Consider the following 15713-nt stretch of genomic DNA (forward strand, 5'->3'; position numbering starts at 1 on the left):
GGCCCCCCGGCCCGGAGGATCCCGGCGCCACGGGGCCCGCCCCCTCCGGGCAGGACGCCGCCCGGCCCGGCACCCCCACCCCCGGCGCGCCCGCGCCCGCCGACCCCCTGCCCCACGACGCCCTGGCCCACGACCCGGTGACCCACGAGCACCCGGCCGACGACGGCCCCGGCTCCGCCGCCCCGGCCCCGGAACCCCCGGCAGCCTCCGCGGCCCAGGCCCCCGCGCCCCCGGAGTTCCCGCGGGACCCGGCCGGCGCCGACGACACCCCCGGGGACGGCCTGGCCCTCCCCGGACTCCCGGCCGACGCGGACGGCCTGGCCGTCCCACCCGAGCCCGAGCCCGCCGTCGTCGAGAGCGAGCACCCGCACGCCTCGTACGTCCTGCGCGTCAACGGCGCCGACCGGCCCGTCACCGGCGCGTGGATCGGCGAGTCGCTGCTGTACGTGCTGCGCGAGCGGCTGGGCCTGGCGGGCGCCAAGGACGGCTGCTCGCAGGGCGAGTGCGGCGCCTGCTCGGTGCAGGTCGACGGGCGCCTGGTCGCCTCCTGCCTGGTGCCGGCGGCCACCGTCGCCGGGTCGGAGGTGCGGACGGTCGAGGGGCTGGCCGCCGACGGGCAGCTGTCGGACGTGCAGCAGGCGCTCGTCGCCTCGGGCGCGGTGCAGTGCGGCTTCTGCGTGCCCGGCCTCGCGATGACCGTGCACGACCTGCTGGAGGGCAACCACGCGCCGTCGGACCTGGAGACCCGCCAGGCCATCTGCGGCAACCTGTGCCGCTGCTCGGGCTACCGGGGCGTCCTCCAGGCCGTACGGGACGTCGTGGCCGCCCGGGAGAGCGCGGTGGGCGCGGCGGGCGGCGACGGCGCCGACCCGGCGGCTGCCCGCGGCCCGCACCAGGCGCCCGGCCCGCACCAGGCGCCCGGCCCGCACCAGGCGCCCGGCCCGCACCAGGCGCCCGGCCCGCACCAGGCGCCCGGCCCGCACCAGGCGCCCGGCCCGCACCAGGCGCCCGGCCCGCACCAGGCGCCGGGAGCGCACCAGGCGCACCCGATGCCGGGCCCGGCCGACCTGCCGGACCTCGGCCACCAGGCGGGCCCGGCGAGCGGAGACGGGGGCGAGAGCGGCACCACCGGAGGGGCAGGAGCATGACCGGAATCGCAGACGGCGCCGCCGCGAGCGCCGCCCCCGTCACCGCGCTGCCGCAGGGCACCGGCGCCCCGCCGCCCCCGCACGGCCTGGGCGTGTCCGTGCCGCCCGCCGACGCGCCCGCCAAGGCGTCCGGCACCTTCCCGTACGCGGCCGACCTGTGGGCCGAGGGCCTGCTGTGGGCGGCCGTGCTGCGGTCCCCGCACCCGCACGCGCGCATCGCGTCGGTCGACACCTCGCAGGCCGAGCAGATGCCGGGCGTACGGGCCGTGCTCACGCACGCCGACGTGCCCGGCGACGCCGCGCACGGCAGACACGTCGCCGACCGCCCGGTGTTCGCCCAGGACCTGGTGCGCTACCACGGCGAGCCGATCGCCGCCGTCGCCGCCGACCACCCCGACACCGCCCGGCTGGCCGCCGCCGCCATCGCCGTGGCGTACGAGGTGCTGGAGCCGGTGACCGATCCGGAGGAGGCGTTCGCGGCCGAGCCGCTGCACCCCGACGGCAACCTCGTCCGGCACATCCCGCTGCACTACGGCGACCCCGAGGTGACCGGCGAGGTCACGGTCGAGGGCCTGTACCGGATCGGCCGCCAGGACCCGGCGCCCATCGGCGCCGAGGCGGGCCTGGCCGTGCCCCGGCCGGACGGCGGCGTGGAGATCTACACCGCGTCCACCGACCCGCACGCCGACCGCGACCTGGCCGCCGCCTGCTTCGGCCTGGAGCCGGACCGGGTGAAGGTGGTGGTGACCGGCGTGCCGGGCGCGATGGGCGAGCGCGAGGACCCGGGCATGCAGCTGGCGCTCGGCCTGCTGGCGCTGCGCACGGGACGGCCGGTGAAGCTGGTGGCCACCCGCGAGGAGTCGTTCCTGGGCCACGCGCACCGCCACCCCACCCTGCTGCGCTACCGCCACCACGCGGACGCCGAGGGCCGCCTGGTGAAGGTCGAGGCGCAGATCCTGCTGGACGCGGGCGCGTACGCGGACGCCTCCGCCGACGCGCTGGCCGCCGCCGTGTCCTTCGCCTGCGGCCCGTACGTGGTGCCGCACGCCTTCGTGGAGGGCTGGGCGGTACGGACCAACAACCCGCCGTCCGGGCACGTGCGCGGCGAGGGCGCCATGCAGGTGTGCGCCGCCTACGAGGGCCAGATGGACAAGCTGGCGGCCCGGCTCGGCCTGGACCCGGCCGAGCTGCGGATGCGCAACGTGCTGGCGACCGGCGACCTGCTGCCCACCGGCCAGACCGTGACCTGCCCGGCGCCGGTGGCCGAGCTGCTCCAGGCGGTGCGGGAGGCGCCGCTGCCGCCGCTGCCCAAGGACGACCCGGAGGACGAGTGGCTGCTGCCGGGCGGCCCGGAGGGCGCGGGCGAGCCGGGCGCGGTGCGCCGGGGCGTGGGCTACGCGCTGGGCATGGTCCACATGCTGGGCGCCGAGGGCGCCGACGAGGTGTCCACGGCGACGGTGAAGGTGGAGGGCACGGTGGCCACCGTCATCTGCGCGGCGGTGGAGACCGGGCAGGGCTTCACCACCCTGGCCCGGCAGATCGTGCAGGACGTGCTCGGCGTGGAGGAGGTGCACGTCGCGCCGGTGGACACCGACCAGCCGCCGGCCGGGCCCGCCGCGCGCGGGCGGCACACGTGGGTGTCGGGCGGCGCGGTGGAGCGGGCCGCGAAGATGGTGCGCACCCAGCTCCTCCAGCCGCTGGCGCAGAAGTTCGGCATGTCGGTGGAGCTGCTGAGCATCGCCGACGGCAAGATCACCTCGTACGACGGGGTGCTCAGCACGACGGTGGAGGAGGCGCTGGAGGGCAAGGAGCTGTGGGCCACCGCCCAGTGCCGCCCGCACCCCACCGAGCCGCTGGACGACACCGGCCAGGGCGACGCGTTCGTGGGGCTCGCCTTCTGCGCCGTACGGGCCGTGGTGGACGTGGACATCGAGCTGGGCGCGGTGCGCGTGGTGGACATGGCGGTGGCCCAGGACGTGGGCCGGGCGCTCAACCCCCGGCAGGTGGCGGCCCGTATCGAGGCGGGCGTCACGCAGGGCGTGGGCGCCGCCCTCACCGAGAACCTGCGCACGTCGCGCGGCGTGGTGCGGCACCCGGACCTCACCGGGTACGCGCTGCCCACCGCCGTCGACGTGCCGGAGATCCGGATCGTGCGCCTGGTGGAGGAGCGGGACGTGGTCGCGCCCTTCGGGGCCAAGGCGGTCAGCGCGGTGCCGGTGGTCACCTCCCCGGCGGCCGTGGCGGCGGCCGTACGGGCGGCGACGGGCCGCCCGGTGAACCGGCTGCCGATCCGCCCGCAGGCGGCGGTGGTGACGAACCCGGCCCCCTGACGGGCGCGCCCGGGGGGAACCGGGCACCGGGAGGGGGCAGCGCGGACCGCCGAAGGGCCGGGGAACGCGCCGACGGACGACGGACGACGACGGACGACGGGACAGCCGGAAGCGACGGAACACGACACAATCCCACAGAATGAGAAAACCCTGTCTGCGGCGAAAACCAGGGGAGAACCCGGGGGAAAACCCGGGAAACAAGGACATCGCACGTGGTCCGGCGGGCGCGACTTGACTTCACTCGCCAAGCAGAATGAGACTCGCCGCATCACGTTCAAACGCCGGCGGCCAGGCGGACGGCCCCTGATGTGGAGGATTTCCGTGGGAATGCGACAGCGTCGGCGCGCCGGAACCACCGCGCTCGCCGGTCTGGTCGCCCTGTCCACCGCGGCCGCCGCCCTGACCGGCTGCGGCCCCGACTCGGACACCACGAGCGAGCGCGAGACCGTGACGATGGGCATCATGCCGTGGATCGGCTACGCGCCCTGGTACATAGCCGACAGGAAAGGCTTCTTCACCGAACTCGGCATCGATGTCGAATTCGTCAACTTCCAGCAGGACACGGAGCGCAACACGGCCCTGTTCGGCGGGAAGACGGACGTGACCAATCTCGACGCCGGGCACATCATCCAGTTCGCGGAGAAGCGGCGGCCCGTCACCCCGATCCTGTACGAGGACGCGTCGGTCGGCGCCGACGCGATCCTCGCGGCCAAGTCCATCAGGCGCGCCGAGCAGCTGCGGGGCCGCCGGGTCGCCTACGAGCGCGGCACCACGAGCGACCTGCTGCTGCACCACTACCTGCTGAAGTCCGGCATCCCCTTCGGCGACATCCGCTCCGACGACGTCCTCGCCGCCGACGCCGGGGCGCTCATCGCCGAGGGCAAGACCCGGGTCGCCGTCACCTACGAGCCGTACATCACCGAGGCGACCGGCGGCGGCCGGGCGCGGGACGTCCACGTGCTCTACGACAGCGCCGAGTCGCCCGGCCTGATCAGCGACTTCCTCGTGGCGAACGCCGGGTGGCTGAAGGGCCACCAGAAGGAGGCCGGGAAGCTGGTCGCGGCCTGGAACAAGGCCATCGCCTTCTACCGCAGCGACCGGACCGAGGCCGTGGAGATCATGGCCGAGGCGGCCGGCACCAAGCCGGAGGACCTGACCTCGACGCTGCGCGGCGTGCGGCTGTACTCCGGCGCCGAGAACAAGAAGCTGATCGCGAGCGGCGAACTGTCCCGCATCTACCGGTCCATCGCCCAGACCATGACCGCCATGGGCGCCGTCACCCACCCGGCCGACCTGAGCCGGGTCGCGGACTTCCGGGCGGTGACGGGGCGCGGCTGACCCGGCTGTGCCCCTGACCGCCGCCTCACCGATTGTGCCTACCAGTAGGTACACTCGCGGCGTGAGCAGCACCTCCGAGCGCCTGATCGAGACCACCCGCGAGCTGCTGTGGGAGCGCGGATACGTCGGCACCAGCCCCAAGGCCATCCAGCAGCGGTCCGGGGTCGGCCAGGGCAGCATGTACCACCACTTCGACGGCAAGCCCGCGCTGGCGCTCGCCGCCATCACCCGCACCGCCGAGGAGATGCGCGGCGAGACCGAGGCGCTGCTGTCCGCCCCGGGCACGGCCGTCGAGCGCGTCACCGCCTACCTGCGCCGGGAGCGGGACGTGCTGCGCGGCTGCCCGGTCGGCCGCCTCACCCAGGACCCGGACGTCATGGCCGACCCCGCGCTGCGCCGGCCGGTGGAGGAGACGTTCGCCTGGCTGCGCGGTCGGCTCGCCGAGGTGCTGGCCGAGGGCCGCGACCGGGGCGAGCTGCCGGCGCCGCTCGACCCGGCCGCCACGGCCGCCGCCGTCGTCGCGGTGGTCCAGGGCGGTTACGTGCTGGCCCGCGCGGACGGCTCCGCCGAGGGGTTCACGCGGGCCGTGGACGGCGCGCTGGGGCTGCTGGCGGCGCACACGGCCCGGTAGCGGCGGCCGGCCCGTACGGCCCGCCGCGCCACCGTACGGCCGCCGCGTCACCGTAACGGCCGCCGGGCCTTACCTCCCGCCGTACGGCCCGGCCGCCCGCCCGCCTCCGGCCCGCGCCCGGTCAGCCCAGCCCCGCCTCCCCGTCGCGCAGCGCGGCCAGCGCCGGGCCGTACATGCGGGCCTTGATGGTGCCCAGGGTGGGGCCCGCCTTGGCCGTCTGGGACCGGGCGAGTTCCAGGGCCGTCTCCCGTACGGCCCCCTCCTGCGCCACCTGGTCCACGATGCCCTTGGCCAGCGCGTCACGGCCGCCGAAGCGGCGGGCGCCGACCATGGCCTCGTGCGCGACCTGCGGGCTCAGCCGGGCCTGGATGAGGGCGGACATGCCGGGGGTGAAGGGGATGTTGATGTCCGCCTCGGGCAGGCACCAGAAGCCGCGGTCCTCGCGCATCACCCGGAAGTCGTGGGCCAGCGCGAGCATGCCGCCCGCGGCGAACGCGTGCCCCTGGACGGCGGCCACGGTGACCAGCGGCAGGGACAGCACCCGGGCGAGCAGGTCGTGCACGGACCGGACGTAGTCGGCCAGCTGGTCGCCGTGGGCGAAGACCCAGTCGAGGTCGAGCCCGTTGGAGAAGAACTTGCCGGTCGCCGCGGTCACCAGGGCGCGCGGCCCGTCCGCCTTCTCCACCTCGTCCAGCAGCTCGCTCACCGCGGCGAGCCAGTCGGGGTGGAAGCGGTTTTCGGTGTCGCCGATGTCGAGGAGGAACACGTCGTCCACGCGGTCGAGACTGGGCACGGTCGGCCTACCTTCGCTCGTGGGCCCGACCTGGCCGTACGCAGTCCCGGGCCCGGGATCTGGCCAGATGATACCGCTCGGTATGGCGAAATGTTACTGCTCGGTACGATCCCGGGCGGGGGCCGTCAGTCGCCGGGCGCGGCGACCAGTCTGCGCATCACCGGCGGCTCGGCGAGTATCCGGCCGAGCACCTGCGCCGCGTGCTGGAAGTGCGCGGTCTCGAAGTGCTCCGCCAGCGCCTGCGGGCCCGTCCACTCCTCCACGATCGCCATCCGTCCCGGGTCGTTCGGGTCGGAGTACAGGCGGTACGACAGGCAGCCGGGCTCGTCCAGGGTCGGCTCGATCAGCGCCTCCAGGGCGGTGCGCAACCGGTCCTCCTGGCCCGGCGAGGCCAGGCACTCGGCGACGACCGTGAGAGTCATGCCGTCCATCTCCCTTCGGGCCCTGCGGGTGTTCGGCCCGGTGCCCGGCCGGGGCCGGCCGGGCACCGGCTGCCGTCAGGGGCGGACCGGGCCGGAGCCCGCCCCCGAGACCTCGATGGCGGCGGCGACGTCGTCCAGGTCGGCCGGGCTCAGGGCCACCGAGCCGGCCTCGATCCAGCCGTCGACCTGGCCGGGCTTGCGGGCCCCGACGATCGCGCCGGTGATCCCGGGCCACGCCAGCACCCAGGCGATGGCCACCTCGGGCACGGTGGCGCCGTGCCGCTCGGCGACCGGGCGCAGCGCCTCGACCAGGCGGAGGTTGGCGGCCAGGCCGGTGGTGAAGTCGGGGTGGGACGCCCGCCAGTCGTCGGCGGGCAGCCCGGCGACCCGCCGCGCGGAGAACGTGCCGGTCAGCAGCCCGGACTGGAGCGGGGAGTAGGCGATCACGCCCGTGCCGTGGGCGTGCGCCCAGGCGACCTCGGGCGCCGCCGAGCGGTTGATCGCGGAGAACGGCGGCTGGATCACGTCCACGTGCGCGATCTCCTCGGCGGCGGCCAGCTGGGCGGCCGAGTGGTTGGACAGGCCGATGGCGCGGACCTTGCCCTCGGCCTTCAGATCGGCCATGACCTGCCAGTACTCCTCCAGCGGGGTGGCGTCGGGGGACACCTCGCCGGCGCCGCTGCCCGCCGTGCCGATCGGCGCGCCGGTGTCCGGCCAGTGCACCTGGTACAGGTCGATGTGGCCCACGTTCAGCCGGCGCAGCGAGTCCTCCAGCTCGCGCCGCACGCTCGCGGGCCGCATGTGGCGGCGGGGCGCGGCCTGCGGGTCCTTGGGGTCCCAGACCAGGCCGCACTTGGTGAACAGGTACGGCCGGTCGGCCTCGGGCAGGTCGGCGACGGCCTTGCCGACGAGCTGCTCGGAGTGGCCCAGGCCGTAGACGGCGGCGGTGTCGATCCAGTTGACGCCGCACGCGACCGCGTAGCGGATCGCGGAGACGGACTCGGCGTCGTCGGTGGCGCCCCAGCCGAAGCGCCAGCCGGAGCCCGCCACGGCCCAGGAGCCGAACCCCAGGCGGGTGATGTCCATGCCGGTGCCGCCGAGCGGGCGGGTGGGGAGGGTGCTGGTGGTCATGTGCGCGTGGTTCCCCTGCGGAGGTCGTGGTCTGCCGTTGGACGCCGCGGGACGGCAGGCGGCGGTGCGGGCGCCCTGGGGCCCGCGGCCCGCGGACCGGAACCGTGCCCGGTACGTCCAGGGTCGCCGCCGCCCGGCGCTCCCGCCAGCGGCAGCCGGTGCCTGGGCACGGCGTGACCAGGATCAGGGGTACCGGGCGCCGGGAAGCCCGGACACCGGCCCGGACCGGCCGGGATACTGCCCGCATGACCCTCGACAGGCGCGCTGAACTGGGCGAGTTCCTCAGGTCCCGACGGGCCCGGCTGCGGCCCGAGGAGGCCGGCCTGCCCCGCCACGGCGGGCGGCGGCGGGTCCCCGGCCTGCGCAGAGAGGAGCTGGCCCAGCTGGCCGGGGTCAGCGTCGACCACTACGTACGGCTGGAGCAGGGCCGCACGCTGCACTTCTCCGAGACGGTGCTGGACGCGGTGGCCCGCGCGCTGCGGCTGGACCCGGTCGAGCGGGAGCACCTGTACCGGCTGGCCCGGCCGTGGACCGCCCCGGCCGGCCCCGACGGCGCGCCCCAGCCGGAGCCGCAGCGGGTGCGGCCCGGCCTGCTGCGCCTGCTGCACTCGGCGGCCGAGGTGCCGGCGTACGTGGTCGGCCGCAACACCGACGTACTGGCCTGGAACGACCTGGCCGCCGCCCTGATCACCGACTTCGGCGCGCTGCCCCCGAGCCGGCGCAACCTCGCCCGCCTGCTGTGCCGCGACGAGGGCGTGCGCAGGCTGTTCGCCGACTGGCGCGGCAAGGTCCGCGACGTGGCCGGCTACCTCCGCCTCGACGCCGCCCGCCACCCGGACGACCCGCACACGGCGGCCCTGCTGGAGGAGCTGTCGGCGGCCAGCCCCGAGTTCCGCGAGGCGTGGGCGGAGCACCGCATCAAGGACAAGACCCACGGCCGCTACGTCTTCCGGCACCCGGTGGTCGGCGAACTGGACCTCGGCTACGAGACCCTGCGCCTCCCGGCCGACCCGGACCAGGCCCTCATCGCCTACACGGTCGAGGAGGGCTCCCCGTCCGAGACGGCCCTGCGGCTGCTGGCGGCGTGGGCCCGGGAGAGCCGCCGGGTGACGTGACCGCGGCGCGCCCGCCGCCGGGGCGCGGCGGGCGCCGGGCGCGCTCGTACCCGCCGACTGAGACGGAGACTGAGCCGGACGGCCGGCGGGGCGCCACCCTTCCGGGGGTGTCGCCCCGCTGTTTCCCCTGGTCAGGGGGTGCGGAGGCCGTGACGGGAATCGAACCCGTGTAACTCGCTTTGCAGGCGAGTCCCTGAACCACTCGGGCACACGGCCGGGTGTTTGCCGGTGTCATCGACCATAGGGCGGGTCTCGCCGGGCTTCAACGACCCGGCGGGCGCTGCCACGGAACTGACATACGGCGTTCACGGGCGGCCCCGTCCAGCCCCCTGCTCTGCGGCCTCCTATCCCCGGGCGTCACCGGATGGCACCAAGTGGTACCACATGGTACCGTTGTGCCATGGCTGGTCTGAATCTGCGGTTCACGGACGAAGAGCTGGACGCCCTGCGCAAACGGGCGGAGGCCGAGGGGCGGAGCATGCAGTCGTTCGCCCACGACGCCGTGATCTCGGCGATAAACGAGCATTCCCGCCTGTTCAACGAGGCCGCGGACCACGTGCTGAAGGTAAGCGCCGAGCTGAACCGGAGGCTCGCCTGATGCACTACCTGACGCTGCCCGAGCTGCTGCGCCTGGCGGAGCGGCTGGGAGCCAGCGAAGTGCGCGACTACGGGCTCCTGGAATCCGCCTTGGCCCGACCGCAGGCAAGTGTGTTCGGCCAGGACGCCTATCCGGACGTCTGGCAGAAGGCGGCGGCCCTCATGGAGTCGCTCGCTCGCAACCACGCGCTGGTGGACGGCAACAAGCGGCTCTCCTGGTATGCCACCTGGGTCTTCCTGCACGTCAACGGACATCCGCTGCGAGCGGACTTCGATGTCGACGAGGCCGAGAGGTTCGTGCTCGGCGTATGCCAGGGAGAGCTGGACGTCGTGAAGATCTCCGAGGGGCTGACGCGGTTCGCCCAGTGAGGCGGAAGAGGCCCGACCCGGGGCGGGGGCGGGCCGCCCGGGGCTCGCCCCGGGCAGCCCGCCCCCGCCCCGGTAGGCTGTCGCGGGCGTCGGCCGCTCTCGTGGGCCGGCGGTGACCGACCCCGACCGGCTGATGGAGACCGTGAGCACGCACCCGACGGCCGCCGGCCACCACCTCTCGCCGGCCTTTCCCGGACGCGCCCCCTGGGGCACCGCGAGCAAGCTGCGCGCCTGGCAGCAGACCGCGATGGACCGGTACCTCCACAAGCACCCCCGCGACTTCCTCGCCGTCGCCACGCCCGGCGCGGGCAAGACGACCTTCGCGCTCACCCTCGCCTCCTGGCTGCTGCACCACCACGTCGTGCAGCAGGTCACCGTGGTCGCGCCCACCGAGCACCTGAAGAAGCAGTGGGCGGAGGCGGCGGCCCGTACCGGTATCCGGCTCGACCCGGAGTACAGCGCGGGCCGGCTGGGCCGCGAGTACCACGGGGTGGCCGTGACGTACGCGGGCGTCGGCGCCCGGCCGATGCTGCACCGCAACCGGTGCGAGGAGCGCAAGACGCTGGTCATCCTCGACGAGATCCACCACGCGGGCGACTCCAAGTCGTGGGGCGAGGCGTGCCTGGAGGCGTTCGAGCCCGCCACCCGGCGCCTGGCGCTCACCGGCACGCCGTTCCGCTCCGACACCAACCCGATCCCGTTCGTGCACTACGAGGAGGGCCCGGACGGCGTCCGGCGCAGCGCCGCCGACTACACCTACGGGTACGGCAACGGGCTGGCCGACGGCGTGGTCCGGCCGGTGATCTTCCTGTCGTACAGCGGGAACATGCGCTGGCGCACCAAGGCGGGCGACGAGGTCGCCGCCCGGCTCGGCGAGCCCATGACCAAGGACGCCGTCGCCCAGGCGTGGCGCACCGCCCTGGACCCGCGCGGCGACTGGATGCCGAACGTGCTCAGCGCCGCCGACCGCCGCCTCACCGAGGTGCGCAAGGCCATACCGGACGCGGGCGGCCTGGTCATCGCCTCCGACCAGGACTCGGCGCGCGCGTACGCCAAGCTGCTGCGCGAGATCACCGGCACCGGTCCGACCGTGGTGCTGTCCGACGACCCCGGGTCCTCGGGGCGCATCGAGGAGTTCACCGCGTCCGAGGACCGGTGGATGGTGGCCGTGCGCATGGTGTCCGAAGGTGTCGACGTGCCCCGGCTCGCGGTCGGGGTGTACGCCACCACCGTCTCCACGCCGCTGTTCTTCGCGCAGGCGGTCGGCCGGTTCGTACGGTCCCGGCGGCGCGGCGAGACCGCGTCCGTGTTCCTGCCCACCATCCCCGCGCTGCTCGGCTTCGCCGGGGAGATGGAGGTCGAGCGGGACCACGTCCTGGACAAGCCGAAGAAGGACGGCGAGGAGGAGGACCCGTACGCCGAGGAGGACAAGCTCCTCCAGGAGGCCGAGCGGGAGCAGGACGAGAACACCGGCGATCAGGACACGCTGCCCTTCGAGGCGCTGGAGTCCGACGCGGTCTTCGACCGGGTGGTGTACGAGGGCGCCGAGTTCGGCATGCAGGCCCACCCCGGCAGCGAGGAGGAGCAGGACTACCTCGGCATCCCCGGCCTGCTCGAACCCGACCAGGTGCAGATGCTGCTCCAGCGGCGGCAGGCCCGGCAGATCGCGCACAGCCGCCGCAAGCCGGACGCCGAGGCCGACCTGCCCGAGATCCCCGCCGAGCGGCGCCCGGTCGTCACCCACAAGGAGCTGCTGGCCCTGCGCAAGCAGCTCAACACGCTGGTCGGCGCGTACGCCCACCAGAGCGGCAAGCCGCACGGCGTGATCCACACCGAGCTGCGCCGGGTGTGCGGCGGGCCGCCGAGCGCGGAGGCCACGGCCGGGCAGCTCACCGCGCGGATCGCCAAGGTGCGGGAGTGGGCGACCCGGATGCGGTGACGCCGGGGCCCGGTCGGTGGTCGGTGGGCGTGAGCCTGCCGGGGCGCCGTTCATGAAGTTGCCACCATCGCCGCCGCCACGCCGCCCCATACGCGCTTAGACTTCACCAAAACGGACTTGCGCATAACTCCTGTCACGGCAGCTTCGCCCGCATTCTGGACCAAGTCTTCCGCTCACCGGACTCGCTCGATACCGTTCCGCGCGAACGCACACGCTCCGTGGCAACGCCGCCCCGGAGCGCAGCCGGTGCGTAACACCGCGACCGGCGGCATCGTCCGCGCGCCGTCGCCGGGACCGGCAGCGCCACTGACGGCAAGAGCCGCCACTCACATTCGAGGAGGGGCGTCGTGACCGCGGAGACCTCCCAGACGCTCGACCGAGGGCTGCGCGTCCTCAAGCTGCTCGCCGACACCGACCACGGCCTGACCGTCACCGAGCTGTCGCACAAGCTCGGCGTCAACCGGACCGTCGTCTACCGCCTGCTGGCCACGCTCGAACAGCACGCCCTCGTGCGCCGCGACCTCGGCGGCCGGGCCCGCGTCGGCCTCGGCGTGCTCCAGCTCGGCCGCCAGGTGCACCCCCTGGTCCGGGAGGCCGCGCTGCCCGCGCTGCGCTCCCTCGCCGAGGACATCGGCGCCACCGCGCACCTCACCCTGGTGGACGGCGCCGAGGCCCTCGCCGTCGCCGTGGTCGAGCCGAGCTGGACCGACTACCACGTCGCCTACCGGCCGGGCTTCCGCCACCCCCTCGACCGCGGCGCCGCCGGCCGCGCCATACTGGCCGCCCGCGCGGGCCGCGGCGAGGACCCCGGCTACACGCTCACCCACGGCGAACTGGAGGCGGGCGCCAGCGGCGCGGCCGCCCCGCTGCTCGGGGTCACCGGCGTGGAGGGCAGCGTCGGGGTGGTCATGCTGGCCGAGTCGGTGCCGGAGCGGGTGGGGCCACGGGTGGTGGACGCGGCGCGGGAGGTGGCGGACGCGCTGCGGTGACGGGGCGCGCGGCGCGGTGCCGGTACGGGCCGCGCCGGCCGGTACGGACGGGTTCCGAACCCGGCGGTACGTCCACGCCCGGCGCCCCGCGCCGGTGCCCCCGCCGGCTCGCGCCCCCTCCCGTACGTACCCCGCCGGCGGCCCCCGGCCCGTGACGGCCGTCAACTAGGGTGGCGGGCGTGCTGTCACCTCGCGCCCGCATCCTCGCGGCCTGCGCCGCGCCCGTCGTCGCCCTGTTCGCCGTCGCCGCGTCCGCGCCGCTGCCGTACTCCGTGGCCTATCCCGGCCCCACCGCGGACGTCCTCGGCTCCGACGCGGGCCGGCCGGTGATCACCGTGTCCGGTGTGAAGACCCGCACGACCAGCGGTCGGCTGCGGGCCACGACGATCACGGCCACCGGCCCGGATGCGACCGTACGGCTCAACACGGTGCTGTCGGCCTGGTTCGACGGCGACCGCGCCGTGATGCCGCGCGACTCGGTCTACCCCGTCGGCGACACCAGCAGGGAGATCGAGCGGCACAACCTCCAGGAGATGGCCCAGTCGCAGGACGACGCCACCAGCGCCGCGCTGCGCTACCTGCGGCTGTCCCCGAAGGACGTGCACGTACGGCTGCGGCTCGCGGACGTCGGCGGGCCGAGCGCGGGGCTGCTGTTCGCCCTCGGCATCGTGGACAAGATCGCCGGGGACGGCCGCGGCGGCGACCTGACCGGGGGCCGCACCATCGCGGGCACCGGCACCGTGACCGCGCGCGGCGAGGTCGGCGAGGTGGGCGGCGTGTCGCTGAAGACGCAGGCGGCGCGGCGGGACGGGGCGACGGTGTTCCTCGTGCCCAAGGGCGAGTGCGCGGACGCGAAGGACGACCTGCCGAAGGGGCTGCGGCTGGTTCCGGTCAGCACGCTGTCCGGCGCGGTCGACGCGCTGCGGGCGCTGGGCTCGGGCGGCCGGGTCCCGCACTGCTGACCGGTCCACTCCCGCGTACGGATCGCCCGCGCCCGCCCCGCCGTCAGCCGTTCCTGACGAACCCCTCCTCCACCAGCCAGTCCCTGGCCACGTCGTGCGGGTCCTCGCCGTCCACGTCCACCCGGGCGTTGAGGCGGCTCGCCACCTCGTTCGTGAGCTTCTTCGTGATCGGGGCGAGCACGTCGGCGATGGCCGGATAGCGCTCCAGCGTCTTCGCGTGGATCTCCGGCGCGGCGTTGTAGTTCGGGAAGAAGTGCCGGTCGTCCTCCAGCACCTTCAGGCCCAGCGCCGGAATGCGGCCGTCCGTGGTGGCCACCTCGCCGAAGGCGCACGCGCGGCCCTTGGCCACCTGCGTGTAGATGATGCCGTCGTCCATCTTCCGGATCCGCGCGGACGGCAGGTCGAGCCCGTACGCCTCGGCCATGCCGGGCAGGCCGTCGTCGCGCACCGCGAACTCGTTGCCCACGCACACCGTCACCGCCTCCGGGTCCCGCTTCGCCAGCGCGGCGACGTCCGAGAGGGTCCTGGTGCCGTACCGGCGGGCGTGGGCCTCGTTGAGCGCCAGCGCGTAGGTGTTGTCCAGCTCGGCGGGCGGCAGCCAGGCGACGCCGTTGCGGCGGTCGGCGTCCCGTACGGCCTTCCACTGCTCGTACGGGTCGACGACCGGCTTGTCGTGGCCGAGGTAGGTGATCCACCCGGTGCCGGTGTACTCGTACATCGCGTCCGCGTCGCCGGACTTGATGGCCTCGCGCGTGCCGATCGACCCCTGGATGCCGGTGCGGTCCTGCACGTCGGCGCCCGCCGCCTCGAAGGCGATGCCCATGACGTGCCCGAGGATGATCGACTCGCTGAACTCCTTGGACGTGACCGTCAGGTGCGCCCCCTGAAGCGGGCGGCCCCGGCCCACCGAGCCGGGCTCGACGTCGTCGGCCAACCGGCTGCCGCTGTGCAGGCCGCAGCCGCCGAGCAGCGCGGGCAGCAGCGCGAGGGCCGCGAGCGCGGCGGCGGGCCGGGCGGCCCGGGCCGTACGGGTACGGGTGCGGGCCTCACGGCGGTTCCTGGTGCGGGTGAGCCTGGTGGTCATGACGGGGCCTCCTCCAGGCCGCGCGGCCGCAGCAGCAGCTCGGCCAGCGACGCCAGCCAGTCCACGAACAGCGCCAGCGCCACCGTGAGAATCGAGCCGAGCACGAGGATCGGCATCCGGTGGTTGGCGATCCCGGTGGCGATCAGGTCGCCGAGCCCGCCGCCCCCGCCGAAGTAGGCGAGCGTGGCCGTGCCCACGTTGAGCACCAGCGCGTTGCGCACCCCGGCCAGGATCAGCGGCACCGCGAGCGGCAGTTCCACCCGGGTCAGCACGCCCCACATCGACATGCCGACACCGCGCGCGGCCTCGATCAGCGTGGGGTCGATGGCGCGCAGCCCGGCGACGGTGTTGGACAGCACGGGCAGCACGGCGTAGACGACGATGCCGAACAGGGCCGCCTTCGTGCCCGTACCCAGCCAGATCACCAGCAGCGCCAGCAGGCCGATGGCGGGCACCGCCTGGCCCGCGTTGGCGGCGGCCATCACCAGCGGCGCGGCGGCGCGCAGCCTGCGCCGGGTGAGCAGGATGCCCAGCGGTATGGCGATGACCAGGACGTAGCCGGTGGAGATCGCGGTGAGTTCGACGTGCTGGCGCAGGCGCAGCCAGATGTTGCCGTCCGCGATCGAGTTGCGGGCGATCGAGTCCAGCTCGGTGTGGGAGAACCACAGCCAGGTGGCCAGCAGGCCGGCGGTGAGGAAGGCCGGGAGGAAGGTGAGCTTGCGCCAGGTGATGCGCGGCGGCAGCGCCGGCCCGGCGGGCCTGCCGTCTTCGCCTTCGGTCTCCGTGGCGGGCGCCGGGTCCGTACGGTCCGCCATGGCCGTACGGTCCGCCATGGCCGTACGGTCCGCCATGGCCGTACGGACCG

Annotated in this window: 15 protein-coding genes and 1 tRNA gene; 10 read left to right on the top strand and 6 right to left on the bottom strand. The window is 74.9% G+C overall.

Translation table 11 applies throughout. The features are described 5' to 3' along the window. The 4 genes from RKE29_RS09585 to RKE29_RS09600 all read left to right on the top strand — a co-directional run. Positions 1-1148, top strand: a 1148-nt coding sequence (locus tag RKE29_RS09585; protein ID WP_312004691.1) for a 2Fe-2S iron-sulfur cluster-binding protein, incomplete at its 5' end; no start/stop codon positions are given. After that, positions 1145-3478 carry a molybdopterin cofactor-binding domain-containing protein gene (locus RKE29_RS09590; RefSeq protein WP_312004692.1) on the top strand — a complete coding sequence of 778 codons (2334 nt, stop codon included), beginning with the start codon at positions 1145-1147 and terminating at the stop codon, positions 3476-3478. The genes RKE29_RS09585 and RKE29_RS09590, both read left to right, overlap by 4 nt. A gap of 327 nt (positions 3479-3805) precedes the next feature. Beyond that, complete coding sequence (locus RKE29_RS09595; RefSeq protein ID WP_312004693.1) at positions 3806-4816, top strand: ABC transporter substrate-binding protein; 1011 nt, start codon at positions 3806-3808, stop codon at positions 4814-4816. 61 nt (positions 4817-4877) lie between these two features. Continuing rightward, the gene (locus RKE29_RS09600; RefSeq protein WP_312004694.1) at positions 4878-5447 is read left to right on the top strand and encodes a TetR/AcrR family transcriptional regulator; all 570 of its coding nucleotides are present in this window, start codon (positions 4878-4880) and stop codon (positions 5445-5447) included. A gap of 121 nt (positions 5448-5568) precedes the next feature. Here the strand turns inward: RKE29_RS09600 and RKE29_RS09605 are convergent, their stop codons facing one another. The 3 genes from RKE29_RS09605 to RKE29_RS09615 form a co-directional block, all read right to left on the bottom strand. Beyond that, a complete protein-coding gene (locus tag RKE29_RS09605) occupies positions 5569-6240 on the bottom strand; it encodes an enoyl-CoA hydratase-related protein (protein ID WP_312004695.1) in 672 nt (223 codons plus the stop codon). A 125-nt stretch (positions 6241-6365) separates the two neighbouring features. Beyond that, complete coding sequence (locus RKE29_RS09610; protein WP_312004696.1) at positions 6366-6662, bottom strand: putative quinol monooxygenase; 297 nt, start codon at positions 6660-6662, stop codon at positions 6366-6368. Positions 6663-6737: 75 nt separating this feature from the next. Next, on the bottom strand, positions 6738-7793 hold the full coding sequence (locus tag RKE29_RS09615; RefSeq protein ID WP_312004698.1) for an aldo/keto reductase: 1056 nt from the start codon (positions 7791-7793) through the stop codon (positions 6738-6740). Between the two features lie 245 nt (positions 7794-8038). On the opposite strand from RKE29_RS09615, the gene RKE29_RS09620 reads away from it, so the two are divergent. Further along, a complete protein-coding gene (locus tag RKE29_RS09620) occupies positions 8039-8908 on the top strand; it encodes a helix-turn-helix transcriptional regulator (RefSeq protein ID WP_312004699.1) in 870 nt (289 codons plus the stop codon). A gap of 144 nt (positions 8909-9052) precedes the next feature. Here the strand turns inward: RKE29_RS09620 and RKE29_RS09625 are convergent. Then, positions 9053-9124 (bottom strand) — tRNA-Cys (locus RKE29_RS09625). A gap of 184 nt (positions 9125-9308) precedes the next feature. Here RKE29_RS09625 and RKE29_RS09630 point away from each other — a divergent pair. The 5 genes from RKE29_RS09630 (at position 9309) to RKE29_RS09650 (ending at position 13764) form a co-directional block, all read left to right on the top strand. Beyond that, positions 9309-9506: an Arc family DNA-binding protein gene (locus RKE29_RS09630; RefSeq protein WP_312004700.1), complete on the top strand. Its 198-nt coding sequence runs from the start codon at positions 9309-9311 to the stop codon at positions 9504-9506. Then, positions 9506-9874 (top strand): type II toxin-antitoxin system death-on-curing family toxin, encoded by a 369-nt coding sequence (locus RKE29_RS09635; RefSeq protein WP_312004701.1) that lies wholly within the window; start codon positions 9506-9508, stop codon positions 9872-9874. The genes RKE29_RS09630 and RKE29_RS09635 overlap by 1 nt, the downstream gene beginning before the upstream one ends. Before the next feature lie 133 nt (positions 9875-10007). Further along, entirely contained in the window at positions 10008-11813 is a 1806-nt protein-coding gene (locus tag RKE29_RS09640; protein ID WP_312004722.1) for a DEAD/DEAH box helicase, read from the top strand. A gap of 347 nt (positions 11814-12160) precedes the next feature. Next, the gene (locus RKE29_RS09645; protein WP_312004703.1) at positions 12161-12802 is read left to right on the top strand and encodes a helix-turn-helix domain-containing protein; all 642 of its coding nucleotides are present in this window, start codon (positions 12161-12163) and stop codon (positions 12800-12802) included. A 179-nt stretch (positions 12803-12981) separates the two neighbouring features. Next, on the top strand, positions 12982-13764 hold the full coding sequence (locus RKE29_RS09650; protein WP_312004704.1) for a S16 family serine protease: 783 nt from the start codon (positions 12982-12984) through the stop codon (positions 13762-13764). A 43-nt stretch (positions 13765-13807) separates the two neighbouring features. Here RKE29_RS09650 and RKE29_RS09655 read toward each other — a convergent pair whose 3' ends face one another. Continuing rightward, a complete protein-coding gene (locus RKE29_RS09655) occupies positions 13808-14848 on the bottom strand; it encodes a glycine betaine ABC transporter substrate-binding protein (protein WP_312004705.1) in 1041 nt (346 codons plus the stop codon). After that, on the bottom strand, positions 14845-15663 hold the full coding sequence (locus RKE29_RS09660; RefSeq protein ID WP_312004723.1) for an ABC transporter permease: 819 nt from the start codon (positions 15661-15663) through the stop codon (positions 14845-14847). Before RKE29_RS09660 ends, RKE29_RS09655 begins: the two co-directional genes overlap by 4 nt. Between the last annotated feature and the right edge of the window lie 50 nt (positions 15664-15713).

This window comes from Streptomyces sp. B1866, from assembly GCF_031932565.1.
In the GTDB taxonomy this organism is placed as follows: Bacteria; Actinomycetota; Actinomycetes; order Streptomycetales; family Streptomycetaceae; genus Streptomyces.